Below are 17,328 nucleotides of genomic sequence, written 5' to 3'. Positions count from 1 at the left end.
ATAGTATATTGACGTTGAAATACTTCGAGCGTCGGCAATGAAGGATCCCTGCATCTCGCAAAACGCAAAAGAAAACTGGGGTAATCGGGTCTTGAACCTGGGCTCGATTTTCGTGCCGTGGCTGCTGATGGCTGCCATAGCCCTCAGCGGGGAACGGCAGCTTGCGCCGACCGCCACCACAACGCTGGTCTTTGGCATCTTCTTTGCTTTGACCGTGGTGGGCGTTGCAATCGGAATGCACCGCTATTTCACGCACCATGCATTCAAGACCAGTCGGGTCATCAAGGTGTGCCTGGGCGTGCTCGGGACCTGGGCGATGCAAGGCGATATCACGCGATGGGTGGCCGATCACCGGCGGCATCATCGTTTCGCCGACAAGCAATTCGACCCGCACTCGCCATGGTTTTCCGACCACGGCCCCATTTTGAACCGCCTGCAAGGCTGGTTTCACGCCCATGTCGGTTGGATGCTTTATGGACGTGTCTCGCAGCCGGCGCGCTACGCGCCGGATTGCCTTGCCGATCGCAGCATCGCCATCCTGTCGAACTATTATTGGCCGATCGTGGTGGTGGGTCTCGTTCTGCCCGGTGCCGTAGGGTATTGGCTTGGCGGAGAAGGCGAAATGACGCGGTGCGTGTTCTGGGCTGGCGCCGCGCGCGTCGCCTTGCTTCACCAATTGACCTGGTCGGTCAATTCATTTGGACACCTGTTCGGACAAAAGGTGGCGGGCAGCGATAACGAAGCGCGGGACAATATCTTCTTTGCGCTGCTGTTGCTGGGCGAGGGCTTGCACAGCCACCATCATGCACGCCCGACTTCTGCGATGAACGAGCCGAAGCATCTTGACTTTGGCGGCTGGATCATCCGAGGGTTTGAAAAACTCGGCCTGGTCTGGCAGCTTCGGTAAGCTAGAACCTGCAGGCAGCGCTGCGCGCCAATCACAGCAAGACGTTGCGCAAGGCGATCGGCGCGCCGTGTCGGACAGCCGTCATTTCCGCCACAATGGCGACGGCAATCTCCGGCGGCGTATGGCTGCCGATCGGCAGGCCGATCGGACCGTGCAGCCGGGCCAGTTCGTCGGACGAAAAATCGAAATGGCGTGACAGCCGCTCGCGCCGTTTGCTGTCATTGAGGCGGGAGCCGACTGCACCGACGTAAAAGGCCGGCGAGCGCAAGGCCTCCAACAGCAGCATGTCGTCCAGCTTTGGGTCGTGCGTCAGCGCGACAACGGCGCAGCGTGAATCTGCCTGCATGGACAGGAAGGCGTCGTCCGGCATTGAGCTGACCAGCTTCGTGCCCGGGACGCGCCATTCGGCACCGTATTCGCCGCGCGGTTCGCAAATCGTGATGTCGTAGTCCAGTGCCTGCGCCATCTGGGCAAGGTAATACGAAATCTGGCCCGCGCCGACGATGAACAGGCGCCATTGCGGGCCATGCACAGTGCGCAACCGCTCTCCGTTCCAGCTCAGCGCATCGGCGCGCTCGGCCAAGCCCAGGCTGGTGCTGCCGCGTGTCAGGTCTACTTCGCGCAACACCAGTTCGCCGTGCTCCAGGCGGCGGGCAAGCTGGTCCAGTTGCGCGGCATCCGGCTGCGGTTCGACCACCAGTTGCAGCGCGCCGCCGCAGGGCAGGCCAAAGCGCGCGGCTTCGTCCTGGGTGACGCCATAATCCAGGCTGAATGGCAAGCGGTCGCCGAGGCGGCCCTCGCGCATGCGGGCCATGATGTCGTCTTCAACGCAACCGCCCGATACCGAGCCGACGGCCATGCCGTCGTCGCGTATCACCAGCCAGGAGCCGGCTGGGCGGGGTGCGGAACCCCAGGTGTGCGCCACGGTGATCAGCGCAAAGCGCCGTCCTTCGGCCGCCCAGCGGCGGGCGGCCTCCAGGACCTGCAAGTCCACACTTTCCATCAGGCCTTCAACTCCTCCGTGCGGATCGGCAGGCTGCGCACGCGTTTCCCGGTCGCGGCAGCCAGCGCATTGGCCAGCGCCGGCGCCAGCGGCGGCACGCCCGGTTCGCCGATACCGGTCGGCTTCTCTGCCGAGGGAACGATATGCACGTCCACCTTCGGCATTTCGGTGATCCGGATAGGTGCGTAGTCGTGGAAGTTGGACTGCTCCACAGCGCCGTCCTTCAGCGTGATGGCGCCATGCAGTGCAGCCGACAGCGCAAAACCAACGCCGCCTTCGACCTGCGCCCGTACCACGTCGGGATTGACGACGATCCCGCAGTCCACCGCGCAAACCACGCGGTCGACCGTGAAGCTGCCGTCGGCGCTTACGGTGACTTCAGCCACTTCGGCGACGTAGCTGCCGAAGGCTTCATGCACGGCGATGCCGCGGCCGCGGCGCGTGCCATCCGCACCCGCTGCCAACGGCTGGCCCCAGCCGGCCTTTTCGGCGGCGAGTTTCAGCACGCCGGCGTGGCGCGGATGCTTGTCGAGCAGTGCCAGGCGGTATGCCACCGGGTCCTGTTTCGCGGTATTTGCCAGTTCGTCGATGAAGGTTTCAGTGGAATAGGCAGTGTGGGTCGAGCCGACCGAGCGCCACCAGTGCACCGGTACCGGAATATCGCTTGGCGAGTGCAGCTCAACGCGCATGGCCGGAATGCCATAAGGAAGGTTTGCCGCGCCTTCGACGGACACCGCGTCAATGCCGTCCTTGATCATGCCGCTGAAGACCGTGCCGGCCAGGATAGACTGGCCGACCAGGCGGTGGCGCCAGGCGGTTGGGCGGCCGTCCTCGCCGAGCGATGCTTCCAGCGCATGGTGGAAGGCAGGGCGGTAGTAGGCGCCACGCATGTCGTCCTCGCGCAGCCAGACCATCTTGACGGGCACGCGCGACTTGCTGGCCTTGGCGATCTGCACCGCTTCCAGCACGTAGTCCGCGTCCTTGCTGGCGCGGCGGCCGAAGCTGCCGCCCGCGTAGAGCATATTGATCTTGACTTTTTCCGGCGGCAGGCCAAGCAGCGCCGCGACCGACGGCTGGTCGATGGACTGGAACTGGGCCCCATACCACAACTCGCATTCGTCTTCGCCGATGCGCACGACGCAGTTCAATGGCTCCATCGAAGCGTGTGCGAGATAGGGGAAGTCGTAGGTGGCACGCAGCACGCGGCTCGAACTTGCAAGGGCGGCGCCGGCATCGCCCGCACTATGGGCGACCTGGCCAGGCTGCTGCGCCAGCGTGCGGAATTGCGCGAAGATTTCTTCGCTGCCAAGCTTGAACGCTTTGGATTCGTCCCACACGATCTTGAGCGCGTCACGGCCTTTTTTCGCGCTCCAGGTGTCCTGGGCCAGGACTGCCACGCCAGTCGGGATCTGCACCACGTTCACCACGCCTTTGATGGCTTTGGCTTTGCTGGCATCGAAGGATTTCACCTTGGCACCAAAGCGCGGCGGGTGGGCGACGACGGCGGTCAGCATGCCGGGCAAGTGAACGTCCTGGGTAAATTGGGCACGGCCATTGACCTTGTCGGCACTGTCCTTGCGCGGCGCATGCTTGCCGATCAGCTTGAAATTCCCGGGCGCTTTCAGCGTCACGTCGGCCGGCACCGGCAACAGCGCCGCAGCCGGTGCCAGTTCGCCGAAGGTAGCCTTATGCGTGCCGTGCGTTACCAGGCCTTCGTTGACGCGGATCTCGCTGGCGGGTACTTTCCATTGCGCGGCGGCGGCCGAGACCAGCATGGCGCGCGCGCTGGCGCCGGCCTTGCGCATCTGCTCCCAGGAGTTGGCGATGGCGGTGCTGCCGCCCGTGCCCTGGAACGGACCGAATGCCAGGTTGTTGTAGCGGCGCGCGTCCGCCGGCGCACCCTCCACGCGAACCTGGGACCATGCCGCGTCAAGTTCTTCCGCCACCAGCGTGGCCAGGCCGGTGTACGCACCCTGGCCCATTTCAACGTGCTTGGCGATGACGGTCACCGTACCGTCGGTTCCGATGCGAACGAAGGCGTTCGGCTCGAATTCCGGAGTGGCAGCGGCGGCAGGGGCTGCGGCCTGGGTGCCCGGCAGGTAAATGGCCAGCGTCAGGCCGGCTGCTGCGTGCACGGCGCTGCGCAGGAAATCGCGGCGGCTACCGTTTTCAATGCGAGGGGAAGTGATGTTCATGCCAGCTCCTGTGCGGCTTCGTGGATGGCGGCGCGGATGCGCACATAGGTGGCACAGCGGCAGATGTTGCCGGCCATGGCGGCGTCGATGTCGGCGTCCGTTGGCTTGCGATTGCCTTCCAACAGGGCGACGGCGCTCATGATCTGGCCGGACTGGCAGTAGCCGCATTGCACCACGTCCAGCTTTCTCCATGCCTCCTGCACCACCTTGCCAATGCGTGCGTGGTCGACTCCTTCGATGGTGACGATCTTCTTCCCAACCGCAGCCGAAACTGGCGTGCTGCATGAGCGGATCGGTGTGCCATCCAGGTGCGCCGTGCAGGCGCCGCACAAGCCCATGCCGCAGCCGTACTTGGTGCCGGTCATTTGCAGTTTATCGCGCAGCACCCACAGCAATGGGGTGTCGGCAGCGACGTCAACGCGTGTCGTCTTGCCGTTGATATTCAGTGTGATCATTCCGTACTCTCCGCTCATGTGGAAATGCAAGCTTGCATTCTATGGAGCGGGTTTTCGCAGCTAATAGCACGATTCCACTGATTTCTTGCCTGATCCTCTTTGGCGTTTCAGGCTGCTGCAGTTTCGTGGCGCATGGCGTCGCGCCGCAATGTATCAATATCGCGCTTGGGCGGTGCACCAAACAGGCGGCTGTATTCCCGGCTGAACTGGGAAGGGCTTTCATAGCCAACCCTGAACGCCGCGCTGGCGGCATCCAGCTGCTCGTTCAACATCAGGCGCCGCGCCTCATTCAGGCGCAGCCATTTCTGGTACTGCAAGGGGCTCATCGTCGTCAGCTGGCGGAAGTGCAGGTGCAGGTTGGATGCGCTCATTTTGACGTAAGCGGCAAGTTCGTCGATGTGCAGGGGCTGGGCGTAGTGCTGCCGCAGCCAGTCGAGCGCGCGGGCGATGCGGAAGCTCTGGCTGCCAACGGAGGCGATCTGGCGCAAGCGGGCCGACTGGTCGCTAAGCAGCAGCCGGTAGTGGATTTCGCGCTCGATCAAGGGCGCCAGCACTGGCAGGGCCTGCGGCTCGTCCAGCAGGGCAATCAAGCGCTGGAAAGGATCGGCCAGCGCGGGCGTCATGCTGCCGATGGCTGCCACATCCTGGCTGGCAATGTCGGCCGGCGTGGGGCGCCTGCTATGCGCCGCCAGTTCGGCGATGGTGCGCAGGTCGAGCTTATAGACCAGGCCGAGGCAGGGGCGATCAGGCTGCGCTTCCAGCACCTGCGAGCTGCCGGGGAGGTTGAGCGACGTCACCATGAAACGCTGCGCATCGTAACGGTAGCTTTGATCGCCAATGACCAATTGCTTGGCCCCTTGCGCGACCATCACGATACTGGGCTCGACCAGGCAAACATGCGGCGTGGTCGGCTCGTTGCGACGATACAGGTAAAGATTGGCAATGGGGGACTGGTAGTCTTCTACGTCCTCGGTCCATTGCGCGATGGAGTCAGCCAGGGTTTTCATGCGGCTAGCATAACATCACAGTTCAATTCATTCATGAGCCGGATTGATAAGGCCATGCAAATTCCACAGCGTTATGGCCGTGCTTTTGTCTTTATCATGCGGCCTTTCAATTATCAAAGGAAGCTTGCCATGACGGTCAAAGCCTATGGCGCCCACGCTGGCGACCAACCCCTCGTCTCGATGGACATCGCCCGCCGCGAGCCGGGTGCACATGACGTACTGATCGACATTGCCTTCTGCGGCGTTTGCCATTCCGACCTGCATACCGTGCGCGCTGAATGGGCCGGCACGCAGTTTCCATGCGTGCCGGGCCACGAAATCGTTGGCCGTGTTGCCGCCGTCGGCGCCCAGGTCAGCAGCCATAAAGTCGGCGACCTGGTCGGCGTTGGCTGCATGGTCGATAGCTGCCGACACTGCGCGGACTGCGAAGAGGGACTGGAGAATTACTGCGACCATATGGTCGGCACCTACAATGGCCCGACCGCGGACCTTCCCGGCTGGACCATGGGCGGCTATTCGCAGCAGGTGGTGGTGCATGAACACTATGTGCTGCGCATCCGCCATCCGGAACAGGACCTGGCCGCGGTGGCGCCGTTGCTGTGCGCCGGCATCACGACGTACTCGCCGCTGCGGCATTGGAATGCCGGCCCCGGAACGAAGGTTGGCGTGGTCGGCATCGGTGGCCTGGGGCACATGGGCATCAAACTGGCGCGCGCCATGGGGGCGCACGTGGTGGCGTTCACGACATCGGAGTCGAAACGCAAGGATGCCGTGGCCCTCGGCGCGCACGAAGTCGTCGTGTCGCGCAATGCGGAGGAAATGGCCGCCCATGCCAGGAGCCTCGACTTTATCCTCAATACGGTAGCGGCGCCGCATGATCTTGATGCCTTCCTGGTGCTGCTGAAGCGCGACGGGACCATGACGCTGGTCGGTGCACCGGCCACGCCGCATCCTTCGCCGAACGTTTTCAACCAGATCATGAAGCGCCGGGCGATTGCCGGCTCGATGATCGGCGGTATTCCTGAAACCCAGGAGATGCTGGATTTCTGCGCCGAGAACGGCATCGTGGCCGACATCGAATTGATCCGCGCCGAGGAAATCAACGCTGCCTACGAGCGCATGCTGAAAGGCGACGTCAAGTATCGCTTCGTGATCGATAACGCGACGCTGGCGAAATGAACTTCCGAGTTCATGCCGTCAGCTGGCTGGCGGCGCGCGCCAGCCTTAATCCTTGAACCTGATCGCTTCGATCACCAGCGCCAGGGCACGTGAGGAATTGCGCCGGCTAGGGTAGAACGCATGCAGGCCCTGGAAGGATGGACACCAGTCCTGCATCACGCTGACGAGGCGGCCTGCGTCCAGGTGTTCCTTCACCATGCTCTCCGGGAGGAAAGCGAGGCCGCAGCCGGCCAATGCGGCATCCAGCATTGGATAAACACTGGTGAACAAGGCCTGGCCACGCAGGCGCGCTTCGATCGGGCGGCCCTGGTCCAGCAGTTCCCAGGCATAGATCCCGCCGCTGCTGGGCAGGCGCAGGCAGATGCAGTTGTGGCGCATCAGTTCCTGCAGCGAGCTTGGGGCCGCGTGCCGCTTGAAATAAGCTGGCGAGCCAACGATCAGCATCGGCACATCTGCCGTCAGGCGCACTGCCACCATATCCTTTTCCACCTGGTCACCATGGCGCACGCCGATATCGTAGCGCTCAGCGGCGATGTCGATCAGGCGGTATTCCGAATTCATTTCGACGTGCAGGTTCGGATACTGCAGCAATAGTGGCGCGATGCGCGGCCACAGCACCGTATCGACTGTATAGTCGATAGCGGTGATGCGCACGGTGCCCGATGGCTTGTCGCCAAGGTCGCTGATGGCGGTGATCTCCGCTTCGATTTCCTCCAGGCGGGGCGCCACGTTTTGCAGCAGCCGTTCGCCAGCCTCTGTCGGAGAAACACTGCGCGTGGTGCGCGTCAGCAGGCGCACGCCGAGCCGGCTTTCCAGGGAACGGATGATGTGGCTGAGCGCCGACTGGGTCATGCCAAGCTTGGCGGCGGCACGGGTGAAGCTGCGTTCTCGCGCGACGGCTAAGAACACAAGGATGTCGTTGATATTGTCCCTGGCCATTCAATAGTCCTGTAATTGATTGGCCTGATCATACGCCTGCCGCCAGCAAGCAGGAAAGGCCGGCGGATGTTCTCTTGACAAGCCCGGCGCACGCACTTTAATATTTGCGTAGGACGATTGTCCTATTGGGTAACTTCAAGGGAGGAGCAAGGTGAGCGAACTTTTCGCAGGGCCGGATGGCGCAGCGCGATGCCGGTGGTGCGGCGCTGCTCCGGAATTCCTGCATTATCACGACTCGGAATGGGGTTTTCCGGTAGTCGACGACAGGCGGCTTTTTGAGAAGATCTGCCTGGAGGGATTCCAGTCCGGATTGAGCTGGCGAACGATTCTGGCAAAACGCGATAACTTTCGGCGTGCTTTCCACAATTTCGATATTGAGCGCGTTGCCCGCTTCTCGGAACGCGACGTTGAACGCCTGCTGCAGGACGAGGGCATTGTCCGCCATCGTGGCAAGATCGAAGCGGTTATCAACAACGCCAAGCGCGCCCAGGAGCTGGTCGAGAGCGAGGGATCATTGGCGCGCTTCGTCTGGAAATTCGAACAGGCGCCGGAATCGATGGCTGCACCGCAGACCGTTTCGACTTCCGCTGAAGCGATTGCTTTGTCCAAAGCGCTGAAAAAACTGGGCTGGAAGTTTGTCGGGCCGACGACCGTGTATGCATTCATGCAGGCCATGGGCCTGGTCAATGATCACTCGCATGGTTGCGTGATACGGGAACGCGCCGAATCTGCGCGCTCTGAATTCAAGCGCCCGTGATGGGGAAGCCGGCGCTTCACGGGCGCCGATAGCGCATAGGCGTTTGCCCGGTCAGCCGGGTGAACAGGCGCGACAAGCTGCTGGCGTCGGCATACCCCACTGCCTCGGCGATGCGGGGCATGTTCCAGGTGGTGTTCCGCAATAGCTGCCGCGCTTTCTCCACGCGTGCGCCATGCAGCAGTGCCAGCGGGGTCTGGCCGGTTTCCTTGCGCACCCGGCGCATCAAAGTGCTTGGGCTGGTGTGAAAGGCCGCGGCCACTGTTTCCAGCGAGTAGGGGACCGAGAGACGCTGGTTGAACCATTCAATCAAGCCTTGGGAAAAGCCCGCTAGAGACTGCGCTGCCACGTTCGTGTCGACATAGGGCGCCTGACTATTGCGCTGCTCTGGCAGCAATGTGACACGCGCAGTCGCAAGGGCCGCCTCCGTGCCGTACAGTCGCTTGACGAGAAAGATCGCGAGGTCATTGGCCGCGCTCACGGCGCCGGTTGTTATCACCGCGCTGTCTTCCACCAGAAGCGCCTCCGGCTGGACAACGATCGCTGGATAGCGCCGCGCCAGTTCCCCGGCGAACAGCCACGAGGTGACGGCTTTGCGGCCATCCAGCAAGCCCGCTTCGGCCAGCAGGAATGCGCCCACGCATGCTGAAGCGACGCGCGTGCCTTTGGCAAACGCATGCCGGATGAATTCAATTTCCTTGGCGCGGGAACCGAGCTTCAACTGCCAGTCCACCGGTCGGCTGAGGCCAAAACCGGGAACGATCAAAACATCGTATTTCCCTGTTGGTTTAACCGCTTCCAGCGCCGTTCCGCCTGACAGCAGGACTCGCCGGCCGTGCAGTGAAATCCATTGCACCTCCACCGGGATTGGCGCGCGGGCCAAATCCGCCCCAATGGCAAGGATGTCGGCCACGCCGAAGAGTTGGAGGCCCATGCATCCGGGATACGCGAGCAGGGCGATGCGGAAATGTTTCATACCGGTTGACCATATCAGCTAAAAACTTGCGAATATCGCCATGCTAACGGATTGCTGCAGCGGGCGACAATATGCGCATCTTTTTTGCGGGGAGTCCAGGGAATGGGAAAGCACGAAATCATTCGCGTCAGCATCGCGCCGCTGGGCATGGTGAACTGCCATATCGTTGCTGGCGCCAATGGCAGCGTATTGGTCGACACCGGCCTGCCAGGCAGTGGCTCGAAAGTGGAGCGAGCACTTCAGCAACATGGGCTGCGGTTATCCGACATCAAGCTGATTGTCGTGACGCATGCGCATATCGATCATGCCGGAAGTGCCGCCCATTTGCGTGAACTGAGCGGCGCGCCAATAGTGGCGCACGCGGGCGACCTGGATTATTACCAGCAGAAGCGGCAAATGACTTTTTGCGCCACTGGCTGGTTTGGGCGGGCTTTTCTTCGCACAGGCATGATCCGCCGCCCGTATGTCCCGTTCACGCCCGACCTGCTGTTGAACGACAGCGACGTTCTTTCTTTGAGCCAGTTTGGCATTGACGGCGTCGTGCGACATACACCGGGCCATACCTGCGGGTCGATCTCAGTGCAATTGAGCGGCGGAGATGCCATGGTTGGAGACCTGATCTCTTCGGGCATCCTCCTGGGCGGCATTGCCATGACCGGCCTGCCGAAGCGGCCGCCGTTCGAGGACGATCCCCATGCAGTGGCAGAACAACTGGAAAACCTGCTTGATGCTGGATCGCTGCGGTTCTTCATGGGGCATGGCGGTCCGCTCCAGGCCAGTGAAGTGAGAAGCCACATTGCATCCCTGCGTGCAACGGGAACCAAGGCGCTGGCTCGTACCACAAAGTGAGGTCCGCAATGGTGACCGACCAGCGTGTATGGAGAGAATATGCTCAACCGAGCCAATTACAGTTCCTTGCCAGCCTTGCCAGCTTTGCCGACAACTCCGGCCGGAACGCAGTTGGCTCCGCCGCCCTCACGCCAGCCAATGCCGGGCGGTCCCGGAACGCCCTCGCGTATGCCGGCGCCGCGGCCGGGCACGATGCATCCGCTGCAGTCGCAATGGCGTGGCACGCCTTCGCCAACGGAGGCGCCGCCTTCACAATCCGTGGACCGCCATACGACCATCCTGGACATGGTGAAGTGGGATACCAAGCCAAATCTTGAGCACGTTGCCAATGTCCTGGTGCTGGGGCATGAGTCGCGCTCCCACGATCCCCGGCTGCGCAATGCCGGTGGATCGCCCGAGCCAAAAATCAAGCTGACGCTTGATCACGGCGCGTTGTCCCCGTCGCAAGCCCAATATGCGGAGATGATGGGCAAGCAGGCAGCTGTGAATATGCTGCATAACACCACGCAGCAATACAACTTGCAGGGAACGCCCGCAGGTCAATTTATCCAGAGTGCCTGCGACTGGCTTGGTGATTCGCGCAACCGTATGACGGCGGGTGTACTGGGCGACATCACCAAAAAAGTCGGCGAAATGGTGCATGCCCAGGAAGCCGCGGCCATTGGACCGTCCCGCGCGCCGCGCGAGGCCAAGCGGATGCCGATGGAATGCATGACCCATCTTGGCTACGCGATACGGGATATGCAGCAAAGTGCCCATCCGGCAGACCGGAAGTTCCTGAAGGAGCTGGGCTATGAAACGATGGACCGCGTGATGCAGCACAAGCTGGCGCCAGACGAAACCAGGGCGTGGCTGCGCCAGGTGGAAGCAGATTGCCGGGACCAGGGATTGGAAGGCCTTGGCAAATTGGCGAAGCGCCTGCGCCACGACATTCCAGCGTCTGCCGACGGTTACGAGACGCGGCTGCACGACAATATCTACGGACGCGCAATGGAATCGGTGCTGATCAAGGAATTGGTTCGCGACCCGCCGGCGAACGTCAAGCAAGGCATGGGGGCGTTGGCCTTGCACCTGGATTGGATGTTGAAGACATTGCCACCGCAAGCGCAGCAGGAGGTGGCCCTGCAGGTCCAAGGCATGATGCGGCATGAGCGCCGTGGCTGGCAGTCCGGGTCCCCCGCGCTGGAGGCATTTTTCAAGGCGCGGCCGGAGCAGGCGCTGGGTGCATTGAAACAACTGATGCGTACCCCCGTGTCCAATGGCTTCGACTGCATCGCGATTCCATACCTGACCGTCAAGATGTCGCTTTGCATGCAGGCGCATGGCGGCGCGCCGTGGATGGGGAGGGCAAACCAGAATTACGCCAATGTCGTGGGCCACGCGGCGGCGCGGCTGACCGAGACTGCGCCCAATTACAATCGCATAGCGCCGAAATCCGGAATCACCATGCACCATCAGCCAGAAATTGTCCGCGACAGGGAACCGGCCATGCATCCGGGAGACCGCAACCGTCCCAACCTGGCGCAGCCAAGCCCGGAACAGCGCAAGGCGCTCGAGCATGGGGTGTCCTTTGTCAGCGGCGTTTCCGGTTCGACCAATATCGTGATGCATATGGTGGGCGATATCCTGGACCAGGGCGGGAAGGTCGATCCGAAGGATGCCTTGTTGGGCACCATGATGTTCCTGACGCATGACGGCGGCCACTCAATGCACGAGGCCCTGTGGGTCGGCAAACAGCTTGACCGCAGCCTTGACCTGGGGATGGGTATGCCGGGCGGTGATCCCCGCAATTTCGTTGCCGACTATGACAGCTTCATCGAATCGTTCCCCAAGGCCAAGGGCCGTGACCAATTGCGTTCTGCCGCCGACACGGCCTGGGATAAAACCCTCAGCCATTTCGGGCAGCATAGCCATTACTCGCCGGAGAACAACTCGAAGCCTTAGCCCCAACTTGCGCATGACTGCACTATACTGGCAGTGTCCCAAATTTTTTCTGCCAGCTTGATGCGTGTCCTGCCCCTCTCCATTTCGATAAGCCTGTTGCTGGCAGGGCATGCGATGGCGGCCTGTCCAGCACTGCGCTACGGCTATACGGACAAGGCGGTGCCTCCTTACTACTTGGGCGCGGGACCGGACGCCCCCGAACCGCCCGGCGCCCTGGCTGAACTTGCGCGCGAGGGGGCTGCCAGTGCCCGCTGCCCGGTACAGATGGTGCGCATGCCGCCGGCGCGGCTGCACAAAAGCCTGGACGAGGGGACCATCGATGCCATGTCCCTGTTCGACCCGCAAGTGGTAGGGGAGCTGCCCAACGTAGTCTATCCGCGCGACAGGCAGGGCAAGCTTGATGCGGCCCGCGCCATGCCGCTCTATGTGGTGGTCTTCGTGCGGGCACGCGACTTCCTGCCGCTTGACGCCGAGCCGTCGGCCACCATGCACGGCCGCGTCGTCGGCGTTTCGCAAGGAGCGCCCCACATCAAGTACCTGCAAGGCGCGGGAGTGGATGTCGACGCGGGCGCCACCAATCCCGACCTCAATTTCGAAAAGCTCAAGCTGGGCCGCATCGACGGCTTTGCCATTGCCTTGTCGTCGCCGGATGACATGGACGCACCGGTTGCGGCGCGCTACGGCAAGGAGTTCGTCCGCCTGCGCAAGCCGCTGCTCGTCATCAATTCCTGGCTTGCGCTGAACCGGGGTTATTACGAACAGAATCGCGAAACTTCGGAAGCGATCTGGAACTGGTATGGCATTCACGGGCGCGCACGGCTTAACGCGCTCCTGAAAAAATACCGGCGCTGAGGCCTCAGTTGCGCCGGTATTGGCGTGCAAACTGGAAGATGTGTTCCCAGGTGTCAGGGAAATCGCCGGGAATGCGGCGGTTGTACATGTAGATCGCGCCGGCAATCGCCTGCAGCCGGGCTTCGAAGGGCAGTTGCAGGCCAGGGCCGAAGTCAAGCGAAGAAAAGCCGGTGCGGGCGGTATCGGGATTGACTTCGTGCAGGTCGCAATCGCGGTTGTGGAAATAGATGCCGACGCTGATGCGCGGCTGCCTGGCACGCGTGCTGCTGCGGCCCCCCCAGTGCAGTACGTGCGTGTTCCATCCCAGGGGTGCACCGGCGGGAACGGGGAGTGCGCGGACGTTCTGCCAGTCGCTTAGTTCGAGTTCTATCTGATCGCCCCCCGGGCCCAGGCTTCGATCGAGGTTTTGAGGCAGCACGTACATGCAGGCGTTGAGCGGGCTGACGTCGGTCAGCGGCAGCCAGATATTGATTATCCGGGGCCGGCCATCGGAGCCGACCGCTTGCGGGTGATGCAGGTCGCGGTGCGGCCCCCAGCCAGTGGCATCTTCCTGCGGCGCCACGTGCCAGGCCCAGATATCGGTGGGCATCATCTGGTAACGCTCGCCGAGCAATTGGCGCAGGACCGGATCGAGCGGTGCGAACATCTGCCAGAAGGCGTCGTAGACCATGCAGAAAACCGGCGGTATGCCGCGCTGGACCAATCCTCCGATCACCTGCGCCAGTTTTCCCGAATGGCTGCGCGGGATAATGGGCGCTGCCTGGAAATAGCCTTCCGTGATGGCATCTGCCGCATGGCGGGCCGCGTCGCCCAGTCCGGGCAGGGCGGTTGGCGCCGGCTTGGACAGGGGCGTTGCGCTGATCGGCAGGTCTGGATTCAAATCCAGCCAGAAGGCCAGTTGGCCGGCATGCGCCAGCGGCGAGGGAAAAGCTGCCTGCGATTGTTGTTCTGCGAAGTCCATAAGCTTGTCTCAAGTGGGAACGCCGGCAAGCGCTGACAGGGGCCGCGCATATGCGCCCGGCACCAGGCCTGCCGATAGGTGGCGGCACTGGCGGCGCTGGTTCCGCGCCGGAATTGCGCCGAGATGGAACACATGCGGCCTTTGCTGCCACTCAGCTTGGGGCGCTGGTGCCCCGCACCATATCAACCATGAAAGGAGTCAGAAATGCTGCCAGTACTTGCCGCTATCGGTCGTGCCGTCCTGCCTGAAGTTCTCAATACAGCCGCCAAGGTCCTCGGTGGTGGTTCGGAATCGAAGGCGCCGAATCCTGCGGACGACATCATCTAAGTGAAGCGCTTGCGGCCCGCAAAAGGCCGCAAGCGTAGTGTGAAGCCGGTTCAACCGCTGGTAATATCAGCGCCCGTTTCTTCGTGCCCCTTGTCTTTGATTTTCTCCAGCGTGGAAACGCTTACGCCCAGCATGCCGGCCAGCTTTTTCATCTCTTCTGCCGAAATGGTTCCGTTCTGCAGTTTCTTCAGCAGCCTTTGCAGGTCGTCCTCGTCCTCGCCTCCGCCGCCACCGCCGCTTTTTTCCGCTTGATTGGCCTTGAAGCGCGACTCCAGCTCGTGGCTGATGGCATCCCGCGCTGCGGGACTCAGGTTGTCCTTGCCCAGCATATTGATCAAGTCCTCACTGGACTTGAATTTCAGGCTTTCCTTGAAAAGGTCGCTTGCTTGCGAAGAAAAGTTGAAGCCGCCGCCGACCGGTGAAAATTGAACGCCCATATCTGCTCCTTTGATGGTTGAGATTTTCCTGCGCATGTTCCATTACATAACGCACCGATAGGTAGCGGCTTTATGGCAAACGGTTCCACGCGAACGGCAAACCAAAAATCGAATCCGGCGCATGGAACTGCCGCCGCGCTGGCCTCCACATATCGCTACCGTCGCAACGCAAATGCGTAAGGCGGCAACTTCAACCCCAACCAAGGAGGTAACTATGTCTGGAATGACCGCAATCTCGTCGTGGATCGGCGCCGGTGGCGCTATCGCTGATCAGGAAGCTACCGCTGCAGCAAAAGAAGCGGTGAATGCCGACGCTGCGAAACTGAAACTGGCGAAGGCCGGCCAGGACAATGCGTTGTCCCTGATCTAAGACCTCAAGCCCGCCAGGTATTGAGGTGAAGGGGTGGAACCGTCCGGTTCCACCTCTGTTGCATCGATCAAAGGAGAACGATATGAGCAGCTACCAGAACAGCATGTTCGCGCCATCGCAGGCGCGCCCGGGCCAGGCCATGGAGAAAACCAAGTCCATGCCGATCGGGCAGGCAGCGCAACAAGGCGCCGCCGAGGCCATGGAGTTCCAGCTCTGGGTTTCGCAGCAGGGCACCTCGCTGGCCAAGCTGAAGGTCTTCAACGCGATGGCCAAGACGATCAACGACCAGCAATAGGAGCTTCCAATGTCCGACTCAAGACCAGGAACCGTGCGCGCCAACGAAGCGAAATACGTCCGCCAGATGGAGCAAGTCGCCGCGGCCAGAAGTGATGTCAACAACGTGGCGGTGTTCACGAAGTTGATCAAGAAGGCGGAAGAAATTTCGCAATCGGCAGTGTAGGCGCGCATTTACTTACTCGACTAAGGAAACAGCATGTCAGCCACGATTACCACTACCACCACGACGATCACCACCAATTTCGACAACGACACGCCGGGCGCTTTCCGTCCGGTGCTAACCGGGGGCTCGCCGCTTGGTGCGGAATCGAGCGACATCCTGTTTGCACCGCCGTCGCGCAACCAGGGCACGTCAGAATCGCTGGCCGACGTGCTCGACGAACTGGGCCTGCCGCCCTGGTTGAAGAACGCGGCCCGCAATATGCTGCTGGCGGGCGATGGGGGCAGCCAGTTGCCGTCGGAGTCCAGCGCCGCCAGGACCATCAACTCGTTCCAGAAGGACAACGACATTCGCTACCTGTCGCCCGACCAGGTGAAGCAGATGGCCGAAACGGGCTACTTCACCGACAAGAACGGCAAGACCAGCCTGGTGGATGGAGAGGTGCAGTTGGCGGCCCAGAAGCTGATGGCCAACGGCGGTGAGCTGTACCGGAAGCTGGAATCTGCCAAGAACGGAGAGCATGACGGGAAGCTGAGCCAGGAGGATTACCGCTACGCCGTCAAGGATGGCACCATCTCTGCCAACGGCGGCTCAGACTATTCGCCTTCGATGCGCGGCATTTCGCTGCTGGATTTCATGAACGCCATCATGAACGGCAATATCTCGTCGAATCGTCCCAGCGAGTATGGCGCGGCCAAGACCATCAACGATTTCCAGAAAGAGCATGGCATCAGCCATCTTTCCATCGACCAGCTGCAGCAGATGGCCGAAACGGGTTATTGCAAGGACAAGAACGGCAAGTTCATTCCGGTGCCGGAGGAAGTGCAGGACGCGGCCCGTGCCATGGCGGCCAATAATTTTGAGCTGTTCAAGAAGCTGGAGAGCGCGACGAACGGCAAGCATGACGGCTCGCTGAGCATTGGCGACTTCCGCGAAGCGGTGAAGGACGGTTCGATCAGCAAGGGCGGCGGCTTTGTGCCGGATGGCGATTATGAACTGGAACCGGAAGAGGGCTTCGATAGCTTGCCTTCGCGCGCCGATGCGGCCCGCACGATCAGGGACTTCCAGAAGGATAACGACATCCGCCTGCTGGATGTCGAGCAAGTCCGCAAAATGGCCGAAACAGGCTATTACACGGATAAATTCGGCAGGAGCCGCCCGGTTCCCGACGACGTGCGGCTGGCTGCCCAGCGCATGGCAGCCAACAACTTCGAGTTGTTCAAGCAGTTGGAGTCGGCTACCAATGGTGAACATGACGGCAAATTGAGCCAGGGCGATTACACCGAAGCGGTCAAGGATGGCACCATCCAGGCCCGCAGCGGCGACCGGCCGGACTATCGCTACTTCCGCAATCCGGATGAAGTCTGGCCGGGGGGCGGCGACCGTACTTCGGCAACGGCGGCAAGCCACACCATGCAGGAATTCCAGGCCCAGCACGGTATCCGTTTCCTGGATATCGACCAGGTGCGCCAGATGGCGACCACCGGCTACTGCACGGACAAGGATGGCAATACCATCCAGGTGCCGGAAGAAGTCAGGAGCGCCGCACAGCGCATGGCTGCCAATAACTATGCGCTGTTCAAGGAGCTGGAATCGGCCACCAATGGCGAGCATGACGGCCGTTTGAGCATGAAGGACTACCGCAACGCCGGCCAGGACCGCATCTTGCAAACCTGATCCTGTTGCAGTAAAGCGAGGGCATGCGGCGTTGCCGCA

19 protein-coding genes are annotated in these 17,328 nt (G+C 61.7%); 11 read left to right on the top strand and 8 right to left on the bottom strand.

The annotated features are described in order from the left end of the window. Positions 1-37 precede the first annotated feature (37 nt). On the top strand, positions 38-907 hold the full coding sequence (locus tag ASD58_RS00435; protein WP_057258976.1) for an acyl-CoA desaturase: 870 nt from the start codon (positions 38-40) through the stop codon (positions 905-907). Positions 908-938: 31 nt separating this feature from the next. On the opposite strand, the gene ASD58_RS00430 is transcribed toward ASD58_RS00435, so the two are convergent. The 4 genes from ASD58_RS00430 to ASD58_RS00415 all read right to left on the bottom strand — a co-directional run bounded on the left by ASD58_RS00430 (position 939) and on the right by ASD58_RS00415 (position 5,567). Next, complete coding sequence (locus tag ASD58_RS00430) at positions 939-1,910, bottom strand: XdhC family protein (RefSeq protein ID WP_057258974.1); 972 nt, start codon at positions 1,908-1,910, stop codon at positions 939-941. Beyond that, positions 1,910-4,105 carry a xanthine dehydrogenase family protein molybdopterin-binding subunit gene (locus tag ASD58_RS00425; RefSeq protein ID WP_057258972.1) on the bottom strand — a complete coding sequence of 732 codons (2,196 nt, stop codon included), beginning with the start codon at positions 4,103-4,105 and terminating at the stop codon, positions 1,910-1,912. Before ASD58_RS00425 ends, ASD58_RS00430 begins: the two co-directional genes overlap by 1 nt. After that, positions 4,102-4,560, bottom strand: coding sequence for a (2Fe-2S)-binding protein (locus ASD58_RS00420; RefSeq protein ID WP_057258971.1), 459 nt, complete (start codon positions 4,558-4,560; stop codon positions 4,102-4,104). The genes ASD58_RS00425 and ASD58_RS00420 overlap by 4 nt, the downstream gene beginning before the upstream one ends. 107 nt (positions 4,561-4,667) lie before the next feature. Next, entirely contained in the window at positions 4,668-5,567 is a 900-nt protein-coding gene (locus ASD58_RS00415) for an AraC family transcriptional regulator (protein WP_057258969.1), read from the bottom strand. Positions 5,568-5,696: 129 nt separating this feature from the next. On the opposite strand from ASD58_RS00415, the gene ASD58_RS00410 reads away from it, so the two are divergent. Beyond that, positions 5,697-6,746 carry an NAD(P)-dependent alcohol dehydrogenase gene (locus tag ASD58_RS00410; RefSeq protein WP_057259678.1) on the top strand — a complete coding sequence of 350 codons (1,050 nt, stop codon included), beginning with the start codon at positions 5,697-5,699 and terminating at the stop codon, positions 6,744-6,746. Between the two features lie 45 nt (positions 6,747-6,791). Here the strand turns inward: ASD58_RS00410 and ASD58_RS00405 are convergent, their stop codons facing one another. Continuing rightward, entirely contained in the window at positions 6,792-7,685 is an 894-nt protein-coding gene (locus ASD58_RS00405; protein WP_057258967.1) for a LysR family transcriptional regulator, read from the bottom strand. A gap of 151 nt (positions 7,686-7,836) precedes the next feature. Between ASD58_RS00405 and ASD58_RS00400 the strand changes: the two genes are divergently transcribed. After that, positions 7,837-8,442, top strand: a complete 606-nt coding sequence (locus ASD58_RS00400; RefSeq protein ID WP_057258965.1) for a DNA-3-methyladenine glycosylase I — start codon at positions 7,837-7,839, stop codon at positions 8,440-8,442. A gap of 16 nt (positions 8,443-8,458) precedes the next feature. Here ASD58_RS00400 and ASD58_RS00395 read toward each other — a convergent pair whose 3' ends face one another. Next, positions 8,459-9,415 (bottom strand): GlxA family transcriptional regulator, encoded by a 957-nt coding sequence (locus ASD58_RS00395; RefSeq protein ID WP_057258963.1) that lies wholly within the window; start codon positions 9,413-9,415, stop codon positions 8,459-8,461. A 102-nt stretch (positions 9,416-9,517) separates the two neighbouring features. Here ASD58_RS00395 and ASD58_RS00390 point away from each other — a divergent pair, with 102 nt between their 5' ends. From ASD58_RS00390 to ASD58_RS00380, 3 genes are read left to right on the top strand one after another with little or no spacing between them, the layout of a single operon-like run. Then, positions 9,518-10,264, top strand: coding sequence for an MBL fold metallo-hydrolase (locus ASD58_RS00390; protein ID WP_057258961.1), 747 nt, complete (start codon positions 9,518-9,520; stop codon positions 10,262-10,264). 39 nt (positions 10,265-10,303) lie between these two features. Continuing rightward, entirely contained in the window at positions 10,304-12,208 is a 1,905-nt protein-coding gene (locus ASD58_RS00385) for a hypothetical protein (RefSeq protein ID WP_156401087.1), read from the top strand. Positions 12,209-12,268: 60 nt separating this feature from the next. Next, on the top strand, positions 12,269-13,060 hold the full coding sequence (locus ASD58_RS00380; protein ID WP_156401086.1) for an ABC transporter substrate-binding protein: 792 nt from the start codon (positions 12,269-12,271) through the stop codon (positions 13,058-13,060). A gap of 4 nt (positions 13,061-13,064) precedes the next feature. Here the strand turns inward: ASD58_RS00380 and ASD58_RS00375 are convergent, their stop codons facing one another. Beyond that, positions 13,065-14,021, bottom strand: coding sequence for a phytanoyl-CoA dioxygenase family protein (locus ASD58_RS00375; RefSeq protein ID WP_057258955.1), 957 nt, complete (start codon positions 14,019-14,021; stop codon positions 13,065-13,067). A gap of 204 nt (positions 14,022-14,225) precedes the next feature. Here ASD58_RS00375 and ASD58_RS32470 point away from each other — a divergent pair, with 204 nt between their 5' ends. After that, on the top strand, positions 14,226-14,348 hold the full coding sequence (locus ASD58_RS32470) for a hypothetical protein (RefSeq protein WP_255357305.1): 123 nt from the start codon (positions 14,226-14,228) through the stop codon (positions 14,346-14,348). Positions 14,349-14,398: 50 nt separating this feature from the next. On the opposite strand, the gene ASD58_RS00370 is transcribed toward ASD58_RS32470, so the two are convergent. After that, positions 14,399-14,821, bottom strand: coding sequence for a hypothetical protein (locus ASD58_RS00370; protein ID WP_229209858.1), 423 nt, complete (start codon positions 14,819-14,821; stop codon positions 14,399-14,401). A 178-nt stretch (positions 14,822-14,999) separates the two neighbouring features. Between ASD58_RS00370 and ASD58_RS31755 the strand changes: the two genes are divergently transcribed. The 4 genes from ASD58_RS31755 (at position 15,000) to ASD58_RS00360 (ending at position 17,289) form a co-directional block, all read left to right on the top strand. Continuing rightward, the gene (locus ASD58_RS31755; RefSeq protein ID WP_200951549.1) at positions 15,000-15,155 is read left to right on the top strand and encodes a hypothetical protein; all 156 of its coding nucleotides are present in this window, start codon (positions 15,000-15,002) and stop codon (positions 15,153-15,155) included. A gap of 82 nt (positions 15,156-15,237) precedes the next feature. After that, a complete protein-coding gene (locus ASD58_RS00365) occupies positions 15,238-15,450 on the top strand; it encodes a hypothetical protein (protein WP_057258951.1) in 213 nt (70 codons plus the stop codon). Between the two features lie 9 nt (positions 15,451-15,459). Continuing rightward, positions 15,460-15,615: a hypothetical protein gene (locus tag ASD58_RS31750; protein WP_200951548.1), complete on the top strand. Its 156-nt coding sequence runs from the start codon at positions 15,460-15,462 to the stop codon at positions 15,613-15,615. A gap of 33 nt (positions 15,616-15,648) precedes the next feature. Then, the gene (locus ASD58_RS00360) at positions 15,649-17,289 is read left to right on the top strand and encodes a hypothetical protein (protein ID WP_057258949.1); all 1,641 of its coding nucleotides are present in this window, start codon (positions 15,649-15,651) and stop codon (positions 17,287-17,289) included. The last annotated feature ends 39 nt before the right edge of the window (positions 17,290-17,328 follow it).

This window comes from Duganella sp. Root1480D1 (assembly GCF_001427305.1).
Taxonomy (GTDB): Bacteria; Pseudomonadota; Gammaproteobacteria; order Burkholderiales; family Burkholderiaceae_D; genus Rugamonas.
Note: the sequence above shows the minus strand (reverse complement) of the source record. Positions and strands in the feature narration are given on the sequence as shown.

Excerpts from the sequence above, each read along its gene's own strand:
- ASD58_RS00435 (WP_057258976.1), top strand. The coding sequence starts at position 38 with ATGAAGGATCCCTGCATCTCGCAAAACGCAAAAGAAAACTGGGGTAAT.
- ASD58_RS00430 (WP_057258974.1), bottom strand. The coding sequence starts at position 1,910 with ATGGAAAGTGTGGACTTGCAGGTCCTGGAGGCCGCCCGCCGCTGGGCG.
- ASD58_RS00425 (WP_057258972.1), bottom strand. The coding sequence starts at position 4,105 with ATGAACATCACTTCCCCTCGCATTGAAAACGGTAGCCGCCGCGATTTC.
- ASD58_RS00420 (WP_057258971.1), bottom strand. The coding sequence starts at position 4,560 with ATGATCACACTGAATATCAACGGCAAGACGACACGCGTTGACGTCGCT.
- ASD58_RS00415 (WP_057258969.1), bottom strand. The coding sequence starts at position 5,567 with ATGAAAACCCTGGCTGACTCCATCGCGCAATGGACCGAGGACGTAGAA.
- ASD58_RS00410 (WP_057259678.1), top strand. The coding sequence starts at position 5,697 with ATGACGGTCAAAGCCTATGGCGCCCACGCTGGCGACCAACCCCTCGTC.
- ASD58_RS00405 (WP_057258967.1), bottom strand. The coding sequence starts at position 7,685 with ATGGCCAGGGACAATATCAACGACATCCTTGTGTTCTTAGCCGTCGCG.
- ASD58_RS00395 (WP_057258963.1), bottom strand. The coding sequence starts at position 9,415 with ATGAAACATTTCCGCATCGCCCTGCTCGCGTATCCCGGATGCATGGGC.
- ASD58_RS00390 (WP_057258961.1), top strand. The coding sequence starts at position 9,518 with ATGGGAAAGCACGAAATCATTCGCGTCAGCATCGCGCCGCTGGGCATG.
- ASD58_RS00385 (WP_156401087.1), top strand. The coding sequence starts at position 10,304 with ATGCTCAACCGAGCCAATTACAGTTCCTTGCCAGCCTTGCCAGCTTTG.
- ASD58_RS00380 (WP_156401086.1), top strand. The coding sequence starts at position 12,269 with ATGCGTGTCCTGCCCCTCTCCATTTCGATAAGCCTGTTGCTGGCAGGG.
- ASD58_RS00375 (WP_057258955.1), bottom strand. The coding sequence starts at position 14,021 with ATGGACTTCGCAGAACAACAATCGCAGGCAGCTTTTCCCTCGCCGCTG.
- ASD58_RS32470 (WP_255357305.1), top strand. The coding sequence starts at position 14,226 with ATGCTGCCAGTACTTGCCGCTATCGGTCGTGCCGTCCTGCCTGAAGTT.
- ASD58_RS00370 (WP_229209858.1), bottom strand. The coding sequence starts at position 14,821 with ATGCGCAGGAAAATCTCAACCATCAAAGGAGCAGATATGGGCGTTCAA.
- ASD58_RS31755 (WP_200951549.1), top strand. The coding sequence starts at position 15,000 with ATGTCTGGAATGACCGCAATCTCGTCGTGGATCGGCGCCGGTGGCGCT.
- ASD58_RS00365 (WP_057258951.1), top strand. The coding sequence starts at position 15,238 with ATGAGCAGCTACCAGAACAGCATGTTCGCGCCATCGCAGGCGCGCCCG.
- ASD58_RS31750 (WP_200951548.1), top strand. The coding sequence starts at position 15,460 with ATGTCCGACTCAAGACCAGGAACCGTGCGCGCCAACGAAGCGAAATAC.
- ASD58_RS00360 (WP_057258949.1), top strand. The coding sequence starts at position 15,649 with ATGTCAGCCACGATTACCACTACCACCACGACGATCACCACCAATTTC.